Origin of the sequence: Butyrivibrio sp. X503 (assembly GCF_003625475.1) — a bacterium.
Taxonomy (GTDB): domain Bacteria; phylum Bacillota; class Clostridia; order Lachnospirales; family Lachnospiraceae; genus Butyrivibrio.
In genome coordinates this window covers 253551-272641 of sequence record NZ_RAIQ01000004.1, presented here as the reverse complement: position 1 = coordinate 272641, position 19091 = coordinate 253551, and the positions used below count along the sequence as shown (strand labels likewise).

Here is a 19091-nt window from a genome sequence, read left to right as displayed (position 1 = left end):
AATGCCATTTCAAATTATCAGAAATGATATTACAAAGGTAAAAGCGGATGCCATAGTAAATACCGCTAACCCTGAGGTGGGTATCGGTGCTGGTGTGGATTCTGCCATATATAAGGCTGCTGGAGAAGAAAAGCTTTTGGCAGAGCGCCAGAAGATAGGTATACTTGCGCCTGGAGAAGTGGCTATTACTTCGGCGTTTGATCTGGATGCAAAGTATATTATCCATGCAAGTGGTCCTTGGTGGGACGGTGGCGATAAGGGTGAAATTGAGCTTCTGAAGGCTTGTTATGATAAGTCTTTGCAGCTTGCAGCGGAGAATAAGTGCAAGTCAATCGCTTTTCCGCTTCTTGCAACAGGAACCTATGGATTTCCACAGAGACTTGGTGTTGAGGTGGCCGTAGATTCTTTTACCAGATTCCTGGAAGAACACGATATGGAGATTTTTCTTGTAGTATTTGGACAACAGTCTGTGAAAATCTCCGGCGAACTGGGCGAAGAGGTTGCTAGCTTCATTGATGATGAATATGTGTCTGAGGCATTGAGTGAAGAGTACCGCTCCGAAGGTGTACCTGATGAGCTTTTGGCTGAGGAAGAGTGCTTAATGCTTTCCGATGAAGAGGAAGGAGAGCCTGAGGATAATGCTCCGGGTGCAGCTTCTATTAGCAGGCGTGAGCGGGGGCATTTGCTTGCAACCCAGGCTATGGTTGGCTCGGCGCCAATAGAGAAAGCGGCTAAAAAGAAAGGCTCTTTGGAAGATGTACTGAAGGGAATTTACACAGATTCTTTTGAAAAGCATTTACAAAAGTTGATTAATAAGAAGGGGCTCAAGAACTCAGAAGTATATGCTGCTGCAAATATTTCCAAGCAGTATTTTTCAAAGCTTTTAAAAGGGCAGGTGAAGCCTTCAAAAGAGAAAGTGTTGGCTCTAGCTGTAGGTTTACGTCTAAACATAGATGAAACTGTTGATTTTCTCAAGCTTGCCGGATATGCTTTATCTCCTATATCTCAGACAGATGCTGTGGTAGAGTATTTCATTGAGCATGAGGATTACAACGTATTAAAAATAGATATTGTGCTGTTTGATTATGGCTTAGATCCGCTTTCAAACGGTTGATTACAAGGTCGCCTTCGGGTTGACCTTTTTTCTTTTGCCAATTGGTATCATCAAATCAACAAATAACAAAAGCCTCACTGCAGGGAGGCACCAGAGATGCCAGGAGGTTAAGGATTATGAGTAAAGGATATACAGAGATTATTTACATATTGGATAGATCAGGTTCAATGAGCGGGCTTGAAGCAGATACAATCGGTGGTTTCAATTCCATGATGGCAAAACAGAAAAAGACCGGAGAAAAGGCGGTTGTGTCAACAGTTCTTTTCGATGATGTCTGTGAAGTGATTCATGACAGAGTACCGATTGAAAAGATTGAGAAGATGACAGACAAGCAGTATTACGTAAGGGGTTGCACAGCTCTTCTCGATGCAGTTGGTGGCGCTATTCATCATATCGGTAATGTACATAAATATGCCAGGGAAGAGGATAGACCGGAGAAGACTATCGTAGTTATCACTACGGACGGTATGGAGAACGCAAGTAGCAAGTATTCCAGAGAAAAGATTGAGAAGATGGTTAAGCGTCAGCAAAAGAAATACGGCTGGGAGTTCATTTTTATCGGTGCAAATATTGATGCTTACGCTGAGGCTCAGAAGTACGGAATCCGCAAGGATAGAGCAGTGAATTATGTCTGTGATGATGTAGGAACAGCCAATGTATATGCAGGTGTTTCTAAGGCTGTTTGCTCAGTAATGATGGCTGAAAGTCTATGTGAGGTTGAAGGATGCCTTGATAACAGTGACTGGGATGAAGAGATAAACGCTGATTTTCAGAAACGTGGCAGAAAGCAGAGAAGGAGATAATTGATATGGCAGTAAAAGGAGCGGTTTTAGGAGATATATTAGGCGCACAGTTTGAGTTTGACAGACCCAAGGATCTGGATTGGAAGAATGTGCCATTAGCAGAAGGTGATGCTATTGGATTTACAGATGATACAGTAATGACTTTGGCTATTAAGAAGGCGCTTATTACAGGTGCGGATCTCGTGGAGACAATGGTGTCAGTAGGCAGAGAATATCCATTCTCAGGATATGGCGGAAGATTCTATAACTGGATAAATGGAGATAATCATGAACCTTACAATAGCTGGGGCAATGGCTCCGCTATGAGAGTTGCATTCGTAGGGGAGTATTATGAAGACTTCGATGAGATGCAGCGCATGGCAGAAGCTACAGCTGTTGTCTCTCATAATCATCCTGAAGGAATCAAGGGCGCTGTTGTAACCGCAACCTGCATATGGATGGCAAGACACGGTAAAAGTAAGCAGGAAATCTATGATTATGTCTTGGAACAATATCCAATTGATGAGTATGAATACAGTACTGGTTATAGCCTTGATGAAATCCGTCCTCGCTATAAGTGGAACGAGAGCTGCCAGGGATCTGTGCCGGCAGCTATGAGATGTTTCTATGAAAGCACTGATTATGAGAGCTTTATTAGAAATATCTTTAGCCTGGAGTGCGATTCTGACACCTTCGGAGCTATCGCCGGGGGTGTGGCTGAGGAGTTTTATGGTGGGTTTGGAAGTGTGGATGTAGAGGGGATGTTGAAGAAGTATTTAGATGAGGAACTTATAACTATTTTGAAAATGTGATTACAAAATATCGCATATAGCCCCTACAAAATTTGATATAATTTAAGAAGATTAAAATGTTTTAAGCAGCAATGATCCGATTTGATGTAGGAGGCTATCATGAACAAATGCGCAGATATTAATGAGCGTTTGCAGAAAATGAAAAATTTTTACTTGAAACTTGATGAGATGATGGATAAATTGCCGGAATCCATTCCTGCTGATACCAAGAAAATGATCAAGGATAAAATTCTTGGTGATAAGGAACTAAAGGAATTGATGGAGGGGATAGATAAGAATCGTCCACCCAGAATTTTCTTAGTGGGAAGAACCGGAGCAGGTAAAAGTAGTCTCGTAAATGCTTTGTGCGGAGGATATGTTGCTGAAGTAGGTGATGTCAGAAGTTGTACAGAAGGAACCAAGATATATAACTGTACTGATAATGGCAGGACTTTGATGGAGATTCTGGATACAAGAGGTATTGCAGAATCTGAGGCATTGAATGAAAAGAGTGCAGAGAATACGCTGATAAATGAAATTAATGAGTTTTCTCCTGATGTAGCAATGTTGGTTTTGAATTGCACACATAGAGATGACGTTGATAAAGATGCTCTCTTTATGAAGGATATTGCTGCTCAGTACAAGAAAATAAATAATGTTAGATTGCCAATTATTGTTGCTGTGAATAAGTGTGATGAGATGTCGCCTACAAGATTCAAAACAGCCAACGAGTATCCACAGAATAAGATTGATAAAATTGAAGAGGCTGTGAAATATTTCAAAGGAATCATCGTCAACAACGGATTAAAGATTGATGATATTATTGGCATTTCTGCATTGATTGATTGGCAAACAAAAGATGGTGTAGAAGTTGATCCGGAAAATATAAAGAATCTGCCCAAACATGATATTGAAGATTTAGAAATGGCTTTTGACGGAAGATATAACATTGATGAGTTATTGCAGATGCTAGATAAAGCGATGGTCGACACTGAAGCTCAAATGGGATTAAGGATGGCTTTTAGATTAGAGGAACTTGTAAGAAGGCTGTCAAATCATATTACTAATATATTTGCCGGTATAGCAGCAACAGTAGCAATTACACCTATTCCTATTGCAGATATCTATGTTCTTGTTGTTTTGCAGGGAATCTTAGTATCGCTTATTGCTTCTCTGAGCGGAAGGGATATTAGCTTAGAGACTGCTATAGAGTTTATATTTAGTTTGGGTGGTGTTGCAGGAGCAGGACAAATATTTAGATTTATTGCACAGCAGACTGCAAAACTTTTGAATGGTTTGTTCCCCGGTGCAGGTTCAGCGGTAAGTTCAACAGTGGCGTTTGCAGGAACAGAATCTATTGGGAAGACAGCTATTGCTTATTATATTGATGGTAAGGATATAAAGGCTGCTCAGAAGATGTTTAAGAAAATGCAAAAAGATAATAAAAAGAAGTAACAGATAGGATGAATAAAGAAAGATTCTTACCTTAGGAAGTTATATTCTTCCTGCATTCAATTATCTAAGGTAAGAATCTTTCTTACAATATTGGTGTAGCACTTTCGTGGGAGATAAGGAGGTGTCTTCACCATGTTAACAGGCCAAGATATTATTGCTAGAATTAATCAACTCCAGAGCGAAAGGCACATGTCTGATTACGATATCACTAAGAGGGGGAATCTTTCCACAGGCTGTATGAGCAAGCTTCGCGGAAAGGGCAATTTTCCCAGATTAGATACATTGCAGAAGATATGTGAAGCGTTAGAAGTATCGCTGAGCGAATTTTTTAATATGTCATCGGAGGCTCGCAATGGGGAGTTCCTGACGGAGTATGAGCTGAGACTTGTAAGTTACTCTAGGCTGATTGATAAGAATCAGAAAGAAAGGCTTATGGCCTATGCTGAGGGAATATGCGGCTACGTCGATGGCGGACAACAGGATAATACGTAGGATTCGCATCGGGATTGAGGTCTCAGATTAGTGTCTAGATAGCTAAAGAGAAGGTTGGACTTAAGTTCCGATACTTCTCTTTTTGTTATACACGCGTTTATACAAGGAGGGAGGTATAAGATATGTTATCGAGGAATGAAAAAAGGATTGATAATCTGTGTATTTCGGAGGGCTTCGAACCCAAGGATGTCTACGACCTGACCAAGATCTTGCTGGAACATTATCGCAATGGATTTGGGACATCTGAGTTGTTTCGGTTTAATCTTGACGAAGAGGGGATCAAAAGACAAAAGGCACAGATGCGGAGGGACTTCTTGGAAGCGATTAAAATGCCTATGGAGGAATCTAAGGAGTATCAGGACAGGCTTTATCAGAATCTGAGGGATTGTCCCTGGATGAGGCAAGTGTTGGATACGATTCTGGATGCGATAGGCGCCAGTATTGAAGATGGACCACTTTATAAGCGGATCATCGAGAATTACTATTTGCAGTCTGGTGGACGTTCCAATGAGGATATGGCTCGTGTCGAGCATCTGTCAACGGCATCAATTGAACGCAAGAAGCGCGAAGCAATCAAATTTTTGGGGATTTGTTTGTATCGCTTTGCTCATAGGCGAGAAATGGAGGATGTAGAAGAAAATTCATATGTTGGAACAAGGTGATTTGTAGGCTGCTGTTTTGCATGAAAATGTGAGACAGCAGCCTTCTATCGTTGATGGTTCTTTGATGGATACTTGATGGCACAGTGATGCCTGCTGTTAGGGCAGATTGACACAATGTTGATGGAGTTTCCAGTGTTCATGCGTGTTATCATAATGCCAATAAGACGTACGCTTTATTTCATGAGGGGACTAAACATGTGAGGAGGAATTCTATGCGGTGGAGAAGGTAAAAAAACAGAGGTATAAGATTTTTTGTCCTAAATGCGGGCACAGGCTTTTCAGAGGGAGCAGCTTTGATCTGGAAATGGACTGCCCAAATTGTGGCTCCAATATAGACTTGGAGCGTGAGGATGTTGGTATTCGTATTGTTCTGGAAGTGCATCAGGTTCCAGAGGGGTGACTATAAAGAAAATAATGAAATGAGCTGCCTGTAAGCTGGCATTGTATTCGGTGTAGGGACCGGAAGGCTTGTCAGTTGGCGGCAAGAGTTTGTTAACGGCTATGAACGGCTAAGTTTCGTTGGAAGGCGGAGCAAAACAGAAGAAAGTATTTTATTCAAATACGCTGTTTTGCTTCGTCTTCTTTTTGTGCGCTTTCTTCTGTGCTCTGAGAGTGAGAAGCGGTGCATGAGTGGGAGACATATGTAGGCAGGTATCCATGACAGCTGGTTTTGAAACTATTCACTTTTTCAAAATCGGAGGTCAAATATGGAGAAAAATCATGAAGGTAAGCTTGCAATAGCAAAGAAGATAAATGATAGCCAGGATATGTTTAAGCTTCACAGCTTAGAGGTACAGTACCCAGGAATTAAAGGCGGCGTTAGGTGGGCTGTAGCTACTGATCTAACCAGAGAAGAGCTTGAGGCGTCTGATGGGTGCGAGCTTCAATCTTTTAAGCCTTATATCATAATTACGCCTGAGCAGGGCGAGGTATTTGAAGAGTTCGAGCGTATGCAGAAAAAGCTCCGTATGCAGGACTTTCGCCATACGGACATGAATGCCTATGAGGACGGTATGGAGATAAGTCTTCGTGCTACAGACTATATTCACGGTCTTAGCAGGGAAGTAGATTCTGATGAAGCTCTGAATGCTTATCTTATCCGCGTGGCTATTAAGCAGCTTCCTGAGCTTTTACAGAGAAGACTTCGTATGTTCTTTTTCCATGGTCTTAGTGAGCAGGAGATAGCAGACATCGAGGGAGTATCGCAGCCTGCAGTGCATTATTCTATCCAGAGCGGGATAAGGCAGCTAAGGTACATGCTGGATATCTAAAATTTTTTCGTTTTAGACTTATAATTTGCCCACTTTCTGTAGTTATAGGTAGAAGGATTTTTATCCTTGGTACCTTGACATCAGAATACACATTCACTAAGTACGTTCCTGTATACCGGAGCACCATAGGTACGCCTTGCGCGAGATAGCCTCACTGGAAAGCCGGTAGCACCGGCATTTGCCATGATGGATGCAGGGATAATGATACTTCCGCTTAGCCACAGCAAGTAAGCTTTGCGCTGAACACGCAATGGGAGCGGCCTGGCGAGAACCGCGAGGAGGATTAACCTATGGAGCTGTGCTGCAGCCGCTTAGTGATTCCCGTTTCTCCGGGGTGTCGAGGACAAATTAGAGAAATGATAACTGTATTGTAAGAAGGCACCCATCGTGTACTGGCGGTGGGCAGCCTTCTTTTTACATCCATATAGGAGAAAACATATGAGAGAGATAAAGAGGGGAGATATTTATTTAGCAGACCTTGGACAAAACATAGGATCAGTCCAGAGGGGAGAGCGACCTGTGATAGTCGTTCAGAATAATAAAGGCAATAGATTTTCTCCAACCATAACAGTGATACCCACCACAACCAAAATACATAGGAGCAAAGGTTTTCCTACACATGTCATCCTGGACCATATGGGAGGCTTAGATGAGGAATCAGCATCCATGGCTGAACAGATAACTACAATCAGCCGAGACAAGTTGGTGAGGTACATTGGAAGCCTTTCAGACCATTTCATGGCTACGAAGATAGATAAGACCTTAGGTATTCAATTGGGACTTAAAGCTGATAATAGAACTGATATCAGGAAGGAAGCTCCTGACAGGGCTTCGGAATCCTGTGAAGTACCTATATGGCATAAAGCATCTCTGACAGTGGAAGAGGCTGCTGCATACACCAATATAGGGCTAAATCGTATCAGGGAATTATGCAAAGTTCCACACAACAATTTTACGTTTCTGGTAGGTAGAAAAATACTTATAAAGAGAGAAGCATTCGACAAATATCTCCGTGATATAGAGGCGTTATAGAGGGTGCCTGAAAGCGGAGCTATGCTTGATAATATCGCATTTCTGTGGTAATTTAATACTCGGCGTAGGAATGCTTCTTTTCGTAATTAATGGAAGGAGGCTTCTCTTATGGGTAAAGACTTGAAAGGTCGCGAAATAGGTGAAGGAATCAGTCAGAGAAGTGACGGTTATTTCTTGGCCCGGTTCACGAATGCTAGTGGAAAACGAGTCGTTAAGTACTTTGATAATGTTGCTGATGCAAGGAAATGGATTTTAACTGCCAAGTATGAGGATATGAGCGAAGATCATGTTGCTGTGCAGTATTCCATGACCGTTGACGAGTGGTTTGATTACTGGATTAAGAACTTTAAGAAGGATTTATCTCCTAATACAGTACGAAACTACAGAGAACGTTATAATAACGATTGCAGACAGCAGATTGGCAAGATGTTACTTGCGGATGTTAAGGGAGTGCATTGCCAGAAGATTTTAAATGATATTCAGGCTGTGTATGCCAGAGGAACAGTCTATCAGACTTACATTTGTCTCGGCACCATGTTTAAATGTGCTCTTAAGAACGAACTGATAGAAAAGCACCCACTTGATTCTGTAGAGCTTAAGTTCAAGAGGCTTAAGAAGAAGCAGGTCAGGGCACTTACTATCGAAGAGCAGGAAACATTTTTGGAGTATGCAAAGAAGACTCGCAATTCAAAGCAGTTCAGGTTGCTGTTAAACACAGGACTTCGAACCGGAGAACTGATTGGACTTACATGGGACAATTTTGACAGGAAGAACCGTATGCTTACTGTAGATAAGGCATTAGAGTATAGGCACGAATGGAAAACATGGCGTGCAGGTCCTCCAAAGACAATGTCAGGATTTCGGAAGATTCCCCTTACAGAAGAAGCTTATGATATATTGATGGAGCTTTACAAAGAACGTATGGATCGCAAAGAGGATGAAAGTCTTTCACAGGTTTTGACGTTTGTTGACCCTCGAAGCGGTATTGAACGCGAGGTTTGTATGAGAGACCTGATCTTCATCAACTGGAGAACCGGTAAGCCGATGAAAAATTCAACCTATGACAACGACATATACAAGATATGTGATAAGGCAGGGATAAAACCCTTCTGTATGCACGTACTCAGGCACACCTTTGCTACCAGATGTATTGAGAGAGGAGTTAGTCCTAAATCTCTACAGAAAATCTTAGGTCATGCACAGCTGTCCACCACAATGGACACATATGTACATGTGACAGATGAATCTCTTGAGCTTGCGATGAAGACATTTGAGGCTGCAATATGAGTCTTGAATTTTTTTTAACGAAATTGCTTGGGGATAAAATTAATAATCAAAACTTAGGATTTCTGGTACAATTGGTACAAAAAACGATAAAAAATTTTTTAAGAAACCCAGTATTATTGGGATATAGGAGAAAAACATGAAACTAGGAATCGTAATTACAGGTCACAATGTTGGTAAGCCTTGTAATTACGGGAAAGTACGATAAATACTGGATTTGTTGAAAATATGAAATGCCTTAAAAAGTCTTAAAAGGTATTAGAAATGTAAAAATTGTGTCGATAGTGTCGGAGAAATGTCGATGAAATTGATGCAAAAATAAGCCTAGAAATACAAAAAAATGGGAGCAACCGTTATTGAGGTTGCTCCTTTTCTTTTCGAGATGGCTTTTCGCCTGCGGGGGTATTTAATGCTTCTTCCATAGTCCAACCATGGCTGAGTCTATATGTTAGTGTTTTTCTCTCGATGTGATAATGCTCGGCGAGTTCGCTTACAGATTTGAACCAATTTCCTTTGTGATCATAAATGGGCTTCGGAGAATTGCGAGTAGGGGTTGTTAATGCTTTTTCTAGAGGAAAATGATAGATATTGAGTCTTCGAGAGAGGCATGCATCCGTTAATCCATAGGCGGTAGCCATTGCAGTTAATGTAGGGTATTTATTACCTAGATGGTCTTTGCAGGTTTTTGAGTGATCCCAGTAGGAATTCTTTTGTTTTTTCATGGTTGAAACTCCTTTTTGTGATGGAAAATGTTTGTCTCATTTTTTGAGACATTTTTGAGACATTCCAGATTTGAGAAAAGGCTTATAAATAAGGTATTTGGGATGGGGATTAATGTGTCTCAAATTTAAAAAATAAAAACGAGACATCAAAAAGCTAGTGATAATGCGGGTTTGAGAGGGAAAGTACCATTGTCCCATATTTTTTCAAAAACTATATATTACAAGCATTTATAAATGAAAAAATATATGTATAACAAGTATTACAATATTACATTATATTGAATTATACGCGTATATAGGCTATAATATAGCTACGGTAATATATTATAACGATTGTATAATATAGTATAACAGAGTATAACATCGTGTGATGATGTGGAGGTAATACGATGAGTGATAAGCGTGAACCTTTAGAAAAAACAGGTACATATAGTTCTGTTGCAATAAAATGCTATGAGGAACAATTACCCAAGGGTGAGGAAGCATTGGTTAATGCTATTAAAACTACTTCTGCTGATGTATTAAAGATTATTGCGATTAAGCATTATAAGAGTTCTGAAAAGGCGCATTGGCATATAATAGTGAGCTGCCCAGGTAAAAAGTCAGAACGCATAAAGAAAACTTTGGAAACATTGTGTATCGTTTTTAGAGAAGGTATAGATGATAAATTATGGTATCACCATGGAGTTGAAAGGACAGGGGCTTATGGTGGTAATTATGCTAAGTATGCAAAATATCTTTTGCATCAGACTGAGGCAGCTATAAGCGAAGGGAAGGCGCCATATGAAAAAACGGATTTTGTAACGAATCTATCTGATGAAGATATTGATAAAATATTAGCGGGAGAGAGAATCACAACCAAGAAAAATAACAATTACTCATATAATGATTTGGCGAGGGAAGCAGGTTATAATCTAGAAAATTTTGATGAATTTATAAAGAGCCTTGGATTGCCTAATTTGACGGCTGATGCAGAAAGAAGAATTCGGTCTTGCTATTTGTCGGGGGCTGAAAGAAGAGCTAGAGAACATGAAAAAGTACGTAGATTCTTGATGCATGTACTAGTTGAAAACAATGAAATGATGGAAATATGTACCCGTGCTGCAGAAAAAGCTCTTTCTGGTAAAAGAATTACAAGTGGGGTAACGGGAGAGTCTTTGCTTATTGAACCTGATACAGAAGCGATTGTAACTTATTTAGATACAAATGATAGTAACAAAATGAAAATTCTATATTCTCTGTCAGATGAGCATATAACTGCAATTGGAAAAAATAGAGAGAAACAGGTATGGGCAGGAAATACTATTATTGTTGTTACTAGAGTTGAAAAGTTGGAGAGAAATGAAAGATACTTCTGCTGCGAAATCAAGGATGGAAAATTACAATGCAAAAGTGCTCCAAAAATTTGCCTTTCTAATGAGGAAGTAGAAGAATATACTACTACCTTTAGATTATTTAAGGAAAAGTTTGATAAGTATATCGCAGAGTATATGGAGTCTTTTTCTGGTAATACAATTGATTTAGATGTTCTCAATTCATAAGAAAAAATGCCTACCGGTTATAGTTCGGTAGGCATTTTGTTATGATTCTCCAAAGATTTCGGATGGTAGATCACCGTATACATTTCTAAAATCTTTTATGGTATCTTCGAGTTCAAGGATTCTACGGTAACTCTGCAAACTATGGTTTAGTAGGGAGTTGATTAAGTTTAGAGCGCCTATATATGGGCGTATATCGGGCTTTTCTGCTTCTTCTGGAGTATCGACAGGACAGTATTGCCAACAGTCACCTAATATTGAGTCCGTTATGAATGCAATGTCATTTACGAGCGGAGAGGGTACGTTTTCGAAGTAACCAGCTTTATGTTTTCTAGCAAATGTCAAACATGGATTTTCAATCATGAGCTTATTGAGAGCGGGTTTGATTTCAGCTATTTCGGAGCTGCTATATGACCCGTCATCCAACTCAATTAAATACACTTCATTGGATGACGAGGCATGAAACTTTAACTTAAACATAGTGCCTTCCTGCCTTAATCAAAATTCACAGCATAGGCTCTATCAACAAGCCTGTCCTCTGGGCTAACCTGAGTGGCGTTGATTTCCTGAACCATATTTGAAAGTTCATCAATGCTGTATGCATCTCTTAATGGGATGAGGATTATCTCATGTATGGAACTACATAATACCGCGATGCTTTTGCAATCATGATCTGTAGCGAAGCGCCTTAATAACTCGTGATTGAGAATTCCGGCGGCTCCTTTACATTTCTCCCTGTTGCTAACAATATACATCTCACATGGCATTGTATCAGCTAGACAAGGGTCAAAAGCTTCTCCCATCATTTCAGCTAATACTTCGGTCATGCTCTGCAATGTAGTTGCTTCGAATGTATTCTTTTCTGCGATTTGCCACGCTTCTTCGAGCGAAATACCTGCGGTATCCAGAAGCTCTTGTCTGAGTTTTACAGACCACATATCGTGTTCGTTGCCTGCCTCGGCAAAGTAAAGGTATGCTTCCATCCCCGGAAATTCATCAACGTTTCGCTTGACTAGACTTTCGGAAGAAATCTTCTGGACGCCAATGCGGATTCGTTCTAGGATGAAATCTCTATCCTGCAACTTGGTGAGGTCGATATTTGGAGCTTGATGCTGCTCGATGATGTTACTGATGATCTCAATTGCTTTGTCAAGATTGTCGTTGCAACGCTCGATGATAGAATCGGTGTAGATTGTCGGAGCTATGGGAGAGTTATCTCTTACGCTGATTCCTTGGAGATGCACGTCGCCGTTCTTGGTAACGTCTGTAGGAACAAAGTTATACTGCGGGTATTTTTGTGCAAGTCTTTCGATAATGTTTTCTCTTGTAATCATGTTAAACCTCCTTGGGGTTATATTTGTATGCTTGATGTTTCTGAATTCTCAAAAAGAGCATCACAGATTTTTTCGTGTAGCTCTGAATAAATACCTCTTACACCATATTCCGGCGTAATATTTGCAAGTTTCTCCAATTGTTCAGGAGAAAGCGTGATAGACACTCCGTATTGTTTCTCAAGCTTAGAAATAGGACTATAACGGGTGTCTTTTAGTATTTTCATGGCTGTCTCAGTGTTCATAGATGGCAATTGGATTATTCCACCATTGATTCTTCCGAGAAATTCATTTGAAAGTGCATCTGATTCGATAAGCTCCTCTTTGGTAATGGGGGAATCTTTCGATAAAGAAGAATCTTTTGAACCAAAACCGATACTGGTTTCGCGTTCCTTTTTTAGTTCTGCAAATGTGCCAAGAAATACAAAATTGACAAGGGATGTATCCACGAGCTTACGCTGTTTTTCCTCGCCTACAAAGACTTGAGCGCCTTCTGCAAGCTTTAGAATCTCAGCAGCCATCATGGAACCAACTTCTGAACCTTTGGTTATACACTTGTCGAATTCATCGATGAAAACCCATGGCTTTTGAGATGCGTCAACATTTAAAAGGCAGTCAGTTAATGAGTTGTTTCCTCTAAAAGATTTTGGAGATGCGTTTGAAGCGTCGTAGATCACGGTGTTTGGATAGATGTCCCTGAGAATACGTGCGAGTTCTGTTTTTCCACAACCGGATTCTCCAATAACAAGAAAATTGGTTTTGGTGTTTCTGTGGATTGAACTCCAGATTGCTACAGACATTTTCTTTTTATATTCCTCACATCCATATAGCTTTGAATCGAAATACTCGTATATGGATTTTGGAGTGGCGAAGATTTTTTCGTCATAAGAGTTTGTGGCTTCCTTTTGAGGACTGAAAGCTGTGCGATCATCCCACCATGGATGTTCATAGCTATTGGCGTCCATTGTGGATACCTCCTTAATATGTTTTTATTTATATCAAGATTTGTACCGAGCAACGCAGTTGCTTAACTCTTTCATGACGAACAAAAGAAAAACAGGGTATACCCAAGATTTACGTTTTGTTTGACTTAGATTATGTAAAATAGAAATCATAAAAAGATTTAATTTACAAAATGTAAAGAACGTTATTGAATTAGATTTTACATAATGGTAAACTCTATTTAAGAATGCTGTATTTGGAGAAAGATGGGTGTATATTATGGCTAACCTTGGATATGTAAGAGTGAGTACGGTTGAACAGAATGATGCTCGCCAGAAGGAAGCTCTTGAAAAGTACAATATTGATAAATGGTTTGAAGAAAAAGTGAGCGGAAAGGATACCAAACGCAAGAAATTGCAGGCAATGCTTGATTACTGCCGTGAGGGAGATACAATCTACGTTCATGACTTTTCGAGACTTGCGAGGAGTACAAAAGACTTGCTTACTATTGTTGAGTATTTAAAAGAGAAAAATGTACATCTTGTAAGCAATAAAGAAAATTTTGATACCAGTACTGCTACTGGAAAGCTTATGCTTACCATGATAGCTGCCATTGCGGAATTTGAACGTGAGAATCTTCTTGAACGTCAACGAGAAGGAATTGCTATTGCAAAGCGCGAGGGTAAATACAAGGGTGGTCAGGTTAAGAAGATTGATGATGACATTTTTCAAAAAAAGTATGATGAATACAAAGAAAGAATAATCAACAAGAAGGAACTCGCAATTGCTCTTGGGATTAGTAGACCAACGTTGGATAAGATTCTGAGAGAAAAAGGATTAAATAAAAACTGATGATAGTGTATATGCGAAGTATGTTGATTAGAGTAGGGCATTGCCTTATAATTTGGTGTAGGAGGATTATGACTCATGTATACATTAAATGCACAGATTAGGGAATTAAGGAAAGTATCGGGGTTATCACAGACAACTTTTGCTGAAAAGTTTGAAATTCCAACGAGTACACTACAAGATTGGGAGCATAATAGACGTACGCCGCCAATCTATGTAGTTGGTATGATAGATAAGCTTCTCGAATCAGAGCGTCAAGCAAAGCAGAACACCGGTAATGCTATATTGAATAAGGCAAAGTCCGCGAAGGATAACGATGAGTTTTATACAACATATGAGACTGTTGAAAATGAAGTGGCTCATTATGTTAGCGAGTTCAAAGGGAAGACTGTTCTTTGTAATTGTGACGATCCTTTTGAATCTAGCTTTTCCAAATATTTTATCAAGAACTTCAATACTCTTGGACTTAAGGGGTTAATTTGCACATCTTATTGTGCGTCACGAGTTCTGGGAACTGATAGTAGCCTAGTGGATATGCAAGGGGAACCATTATCTAATGATAATGGTTATGTTTTGGTGCTATCTAAAGTTTCTGAAACAATTACTCCTACGTCTACAGACAAAGAGGTGCATGAATTCCTTCAGAGTCAAAAATCTGTAAGAAAACTTATTGGTGATGGCGATTTTAGAAGTGATGAATGCATTGAGTATTTAAAACTTGCTGATATAGTTGTTACAAATCCACCTTTTTCTCTTTTTAGAGAGCTTATTTCTTTGGTTACAGAGTATGAGAAACAGTTCTTGGTTATAGGTAATCAGAATGCCATAACATACAAAGAAATCTTTCCGTTGATTCAAGAAAATAAGGCATGGATTGGCTATCAGTTTGGAGATATGGCATTTAGAGTTCCGGATGATTCAGAACCAAGAGAAACAAGATTTTGGATTGATGCTACCGGACAGAAGTGGAGAAGCTTAGGAAATGCCATGTGGTTAACAAACATGGATATGAATAGAAGGCATGAAAGACTTGAATTGACAAAGTTTTATGATGCTGAAGCATATCCTAGATATGACGAATATGATGCTATTGAGGTTTCTAAGGTTGCAAATATTCCACAAGATTATAAAGGCGTGATGGGAGTACCTATTACATTCCTGAACAAGTATAATCCAGAGCAGTTTGAGATTATAGGTGAAGCAAATCATGGTTCAGATAATTCATTTGATTTGTTTAAGCCAACAATAAACGGAAAGCTTAAATTCAAGAGAATTTTAATCCGCAATAAATTACCGATGGGAGCAATGATAAATGGCTAAATATAGAATACTTGACCTCTTCTGTGGTGCGGGTGGGTTCTCGTATGGCATGGATAAGAACCCAAATTTTGAAACACTTATTGCGTTAGATAATGATGAATACGCAGGAGAAACATTTAAAAGAAATATTCCCAAGGCTGATGTTGTAATCGGCGATATTACAGACGATAAGACAAAAGCAGACATTGTTGAGAAAGCAAAAAAACTTGGAATCAATATGATTATCGGCGGCCCCCCTTGTCAGGGCTATTCAATGAAAGGGAAAAAGTTAGGATTAAAAGACCCGAGAAATTTCTTGTTTAGAGAATACCTTAATTTCGTTGAGCAGTTGAAACCAGATGTCTTTGTTATCGAAAATGTAAAAGGCTTGCTATTGGCATCAAATGGATGGTTTCGAGATGAAATTGTTAAAACAATCGGGGAATTGGGCTATACTGTTGAGTATGGAGTTCTAAACGCTTCGGATTATGGAGTCCCACAAGCAAGAGAACGAGCAATTTTTATTTGTTCTAAGCATAATAGAGTGCCACTCCCAAAGAAAACTGTTAATAAAGTAGTTACAGTAAGGGATGCTATCGGCGATTTATCATATTTGGAGTCGGGGCAAGGTGAATATGAGCAAGATTATTCAATGCCTATTTCGAGTGATTATCAAAAACTGATGCGTAAAGGAAGCAAAAAACTATACAACCATAAAGCTTCAAACCATAAACAAGTCGCTATTGATAAGTTAAAGATGATCCCACCCGAAAAGGGAAAAGAATTTCTACCAGATGAGCTGATAGGAAATCAAAAGTTTAAGACAACATGGGGGCGTTTGAAATGGGATGATGTATCTCCGACTATAGATACTAGATTTGATGCTTCATCAAATGGAACAAATAATCACCCATATTTGCACAGAGCGATAACTCCAAGGGAGGCAGCTAGAATACAATCTTTTGATGATAATTTTATCTTTTATGGTTCTAAGGTACGTATCAGAAAGCAGATTGGAAATGCTGTTCCACCGCTCCTTGCCAAAGCTATTGCTGACCAGATAGATAGAACTCTTATCGTAGAACAAAGCGAGGTGAACTGATTATGGCTGAATATATATGGCAATCGGAAGAGGAAAAGGTTATTGCAATAGGATTTTTAGCAATTCCTAATGTGATTCAAGCAATATCAGCTACTGTTCCCGCAAATTTGGAAAATAGATTTAGAAGAGAATTCGAAGGACTGTTTGATTCTGAATATCCATATGTGACTAAACCTATGTCGAAGTATACATGGCAATTTAGAATACAGCTTAATGATACTGACGGATGTCCAGAAGCAATTAGAAATTTATTAGACGAAAGATACGGGAACAGAATCAATAATAATGCTTTAATTGCTGAATTAGTAACGAATTATGGTTTTAGATTTAAGAATGGAATTCAGAATGTTGAACAGATTAGATACTGTGTAGCCAATATACATGGAGAAAGATTTTTAAGAGCTTTCGATCAAGGATTTGGTATCTATCAGAGCTTCATCGAAGAAGTAACAGATATTGTAACTCAATCTAGGAGATTACCAACGCCAAACATTTTATCTTATGAGCCGAGAGGGATTGCTAGACGCGCAGGGAGAAGAAGACAAAGTACGGAAGGAACAGCGTTATCCCAACGTCAAATTTCGAATTTAGGATGGATTGGTGAAGCATATATAGCTTACCTTTTAGAGGTAGCAGACTCGGATTTTCTGGCATCATTAGATATTCCACCAAGAATGGGATATACATTTAATTGGTTTAATAGAGGCTTTGATGAAGCAGATATAAATAGCTGGGAGGACCAATCAGTAGGTCGAGGATGTGATATAGAGGTTATCCTTGATAATGGAACTACAATTTATATTGAGGTAAAATCAAGTAAAAGGGAGTACCCGTATTTCAAGATGACATCAAATGAAATGAGATTGATGGAAGAAGAACTAGAGGATTATGTTTTAGTAAAAGTAAATTATTTAGAGAGACTTTTAGATGATGGTGCACCAGATATAATCTCTATTTTAAATCCTTATGAACAGCTATTTCATCCAAGACAGATGAAGGAAGCAACATTTATTATTGGGGGTAGATAAACATGAACGTACAAATGTCATACCTTTTAGGAATGATAGTGGGGAATGGCGAGGTTCAGCGAGGAACAAGTGAAACCACAATCGTCATTGAGATTCCACATAAAAAATTGGAAACTGAATTTCAGAAAGATGTTGGGATTTATGTCAAAGCAAGTATAACTGATATCAGAGCTATTATTGAGCCTTTAATTGGTACAGGATTAAAGTTTAGCCAGAGTGCAAACGTGTCTGATATTTCTTTTACAAAGGCAAATGAAGATTATTTGATGCGTGAAGTTCTGAGATATATCGGCAATGCTACTACCCATGCAAATATGAGAATTTCTCCAGAAGTTTTTAAGTTTACCAGAGATGAAAGAGTTGAATTTATAAGAGGTTTTGCTGATGTAACCGGTTATATCCGTAGAAGTAATTATTTTTTCAAAGAGCCTCAGTACAGAGTTTATTTTGAAATCCCTCAAAATTGGGAGCTTGTAGTAGACTTCTGTAATTTGCTTAAAAGTGTAGATATCCCGGTTCAAAACATCGATTGGGGTCATCCGAATATGCGTGATGGCAACGTAAAAAAATACAACGAAGGAAAGCCAGATTTTTGGAAAAAAGAGCATCAAGTTAAGATTTGGGCGCTTGAGTTTGAGCCCGTTGGATTTGGCGTAATTCATAAGCAAGAAGCACTTGATTATTTTGCGCATGAACACGAGATATTCATTGAGAAGCAAGGCGATAAGAAAGACAGATTAAAAGCGTTGCATCGTTACTATTGGGAATTAACGGATAGAAAGAAAGAGAAGCCTTCACATCCAGGTGAAAATGACCCATTTATTCCAGAAGAAATAAGGGGTAAGCATTTTGATTCTTGGAAAGATATAGCAAAAGAATTGGGCTATAATGAGGAGTCGGAATGTTAGAAAAAGATTTATATGAGCCAATGTGTAAATGGCTAGAACAGTACTTGAAAGACCATTATAAGGGCTATGAGATTATTGTTGCAGATACAAGCCTAGAACGTTTGGATAAAGCTCTACAAAGATTTGGAGTTGTTAATGAGCAAGCTAATGGAGTGGATATTCAGATTGATGTTTTAGGGATAGCTCGAAAGGGAAATGCAACAAAACTGTTTTTTATTGAGGCAAAGAAGACAAAACTTACTTTGCGAGATTTAGGACAGCTATGGGCGTACTGCAAACTTGTTGACCCAGACGAAGCATGGTTGTTGACTTCAAGTGATTTGGGTAGTTTAAGAAAATTGCTTCTTGGATTTAATCGAGAAGATTTATTGGATTTTGGAGATGGAAAGAAAATTAAAAAGATGAAAGTCGGAATCTGGGATGTGAAAAAACAGAAGCCAGATTTTGGAAATCTCTTTCCGAGAATTTAGAAGTAAGAGTAATATTTTT

Annotated in this window: 21 protein-coding genes; 17 read left to right on the top strand and 4 right to left on the bottom strand. The window is 39.1% G+C overall.

Features of this window, described 5'->3' with window-relative positions; genetic code table 11:
• Window position 1 precedes the first annotated feature (1 nt).
• From D6853_RS09105 to D6853_RS09060, 10 genes are all read left to right on the top strand, one after another.
• Complete coding sequence (locus D6853_RS09105) at window positions 2-1114, top strand: macro domain-containing protein (protein ID WP_120657693.1); 1113 nt, start codon at window positions 2-4, stop codon at window positions 1112-1114.
• A gap of 116 nt (window positions 1115-1230) precedes the next feature.
• Window positions 1231-1917, top strand: coding sequence for a vWA domain-containing protein (locus D6853_RS09100; protein ID WP_120657692.1), 687 nt, complete (start codon window positions 1231-1233; stop codon window positions 1915-1917).
• Between the two features lie 5 nt (window positions 1918-1922).
• Window positions 1923-2708: an ADP-ribosylglycohydrolase family protein gene (locus tag D6853_RS09095; protein ID WP_120657691.1), complete on the top strand. Its 786-nt coding sequence runs from the start codon at window positions 1923-1925 to the stop codon at window positions 2706-2708.
• 99 nt (window positions 2709-2807) lie between these two features.
• A complete protein-coding gene (locus tag D6853_RS09090) occupies window positions 2808-4142 on the top strand; it encodes a GTPase family protein (RefSeq protein ID WP_120657690.1) in 1335 nt (444 codons plus the stop codon).
• Between the two features lie 132 nt (window positions 4143-4274).
• A complete protein-coding gene (locus D6853_RS09085; protein WP_120657689.1) occupies window positions 4275-4634 on the top strand; it encodes a helix-turn-helix domain-containing protein in 360 nt (119 codons plus the stop codon).
• Between the two features lie 122 nt (window positions 4635-4756).
• Window positions 4757-5296, top strand: coding sequence for a hypothetical protein (locus D6853_RS09080; protein ID WP_120657688.1), 540 nt, complete (start codon window positions 4757-4759; stop codon window positions 5294-5296).
• Between the two features lie 217 nt (window positions 5297-5513).
• Window positions 5514-5696 (top strand): hypothetical protein, encoded by a 183-nt coding sequence (locus D6853_RS09075; RefSeq protein ID WP_120657687.1) that lies wholly within the window; start codon window positions 5514-5516, stop codon window positions 5694-5696.
• A gap of 307 nt (window positions 5697-6003) precedes the next feature.
• Complete coding sequence (locus D6853_RS09070) at window positions 6004-6567, top strand: sigma factor-like helix-turn-helix DNA-binding protein (RefSeq protein WP_120657686.1); 564 nt, start codon at window positions 6004-6006, stop codon at window positions 6565-6567.
• A 438-nt stretch (window positions 6568-7005) separates the two neighbouring features.
• Complete coding sequence (locus tag D6853_RS09065) at window positions 7006-7599, top strand: excisionase (protein ID WP_120657685.1); 594 nt, start codon at window positions 7006-7008, stop codon at window positions 7597-7599.
• Between the two features lie 108 nt (window positions 7600-7707).
• Window positions 7708-8886, top strand: coding sequence for a tyrosine-type recombinase/integrase (locus D6853_RS09060; protein WP_120657684.1), 1179 nt, complete (start codon window positions 7708-7710; stop codon window positions 8884-8886).
• Between the two features lie 350 nt (window positions 8887-9236).
• On the opposite strand, the gene D6853_RS09055 is transcribed toward D6853_RS09060, so the two are convergent.
• Window positions 9237-9605 carry a hypothetical protein gene (locus D6853_RS09055; protein ID WP_120657683.1) on the bottom strand — a complete coding sequence of 123 codons (369 nt, stop codon included), beginning with the start codon at window positions 9603-9605 and terminating at the stop codon, window positions 9237-9239.
• A 389-nt stretch (window positions 9606-9994) separates the two neighbouring features.
• Here D6853_RS09055 and D6853_RS09050 point away from each other — a divergent pair, with 389 nt between their 5' ends.
• A complete protein-coding gene (locus D6853_RS09050; protein ID WP_120657682.1) occupies window positions 9995-11146 on the top strand; it encodes a hypothetical protein in 1152 nt (383 codons plus the stop codon).
• A 39-nt stretch (window positions 11147-11185) separates the two neighbouring features.
• Here D6853_RS09050 and D6853_RS09045 read toward each other — a convergent pair whose 3' ends face one another.
• Genes D6853_RS09045 through D6853_RS09035 form a run of 3 tightly spaced genes read right to left on the bottom strand, consistent with a single transcriptional unit; the run spans window position 11186 to window position 13439 of the window.
• Window positions 11186-11623 (bottom strand): hypothetical protein, encoded by a 438-nt coding sequence (locus tag D6853_RS09045; RefSeq protein WP_120657681.1) that lies wholly within the window; start codon window positions 11621-11623, stop codon window positions 11186-11188.
• A 14-nt stretch (window positions 11624-11637) separates the two neighbouring features.
• Window positions 11638-12477 (bottom strand): DUF5688 family protein, encoded by an 840-nt coding sequence (locus D6853_RS09040; protein WP_120657680.1) that lies wholly within the window; start codon window positions 12475-12477, stop codon window positions 11638-11640.
• 17 nt (window positions 12478-12494) lie between these two features.
• Window positions 12495-13439, bottom strand: a complete 945-nt coding sequence (locus D6853_RS09035; protein WP_120657679.1) for an AAA family ATPase — start codon at window positions 13437-13439, stop codon at window positions 12495-12497.
• Window positions 13440-13695: 256 nt separating this feature from the next.
• On the opposite strand from D6853_RS09035, the gene D6853_RS09030 reads away from it, so the two are divergent.
• From D6853_RS09030 to D6853_RS09005, 6 genes are all read left to right on the top strand, one after another.
• The gene (locus D6853_RS09030; RefSeq protein ID WP_120657907.1) at window positions 13696-14268 is read left to right on the top strand and encodes a recombinase family protein; all 573 of its coding nucleotides are present in this window, start codon (window positions 13696-13698) and stop codon (window positions 14266-14268) included.
• Between the two features lie 75 nt (window positions 14269-14343).
• A complete protein-coding gene (locus tag D6853_RS09025) occupies window positions 14344-15585 on the top strand; it encodes an adenine-specific methyltransferase EcoRI family protein (protein WP_158588706.1) in 1242 nt (413 codons plus the stop codon).
• A complete protein-coding gene (locus D6853_RS09020) occupies window positions 15578-16666 on the top strand; it encodes a DNA cytosine methyltransferase (RefSeq protein WP_120657678.1) in 1089 nt (362 codons plus the stop codon). The genes D6853_RS09025 and D6853_RS09020 overlap by 8 nt, the downstream gene beginning before the upstream one ends.
• 2 nt (window positions 16667-16668) lie before the next feature.
• Window positions 16669-17694, top strand: a complete 1026-nt coding sequence (locus D6853_RS09015; RefSeq protein WP_120657677.1) for a protein NO VEIN domain-containing protein — start codon at window positions 16669-16671, stop codon at window positions 17692-17694.
• Between the two features lie 2 nt (window positions 17695-17696).
• Entirely contained in the window at window positions 17697-18602 is a 906-nt protein-coding gene (locus D6853_RS09010; RefSeq protein ID WP_120657676.1) for a hypothetical protein, read from the top strand.
• A complete protein-coding gene (locus D6853_RS09005; protein WP_120657675.1) occupies window positions 18596-19072 on the top strand; it encodes a hypothetical protein in 477 nt (158 codons plus the stop codon). The genes D6853_RS09010 and D6853_RS09005 overlap by 7 nt, the downstream gene beginning before the upstream one ends.
• Window positions 19073-19091 lie beyond the last annotated feature (19 nt).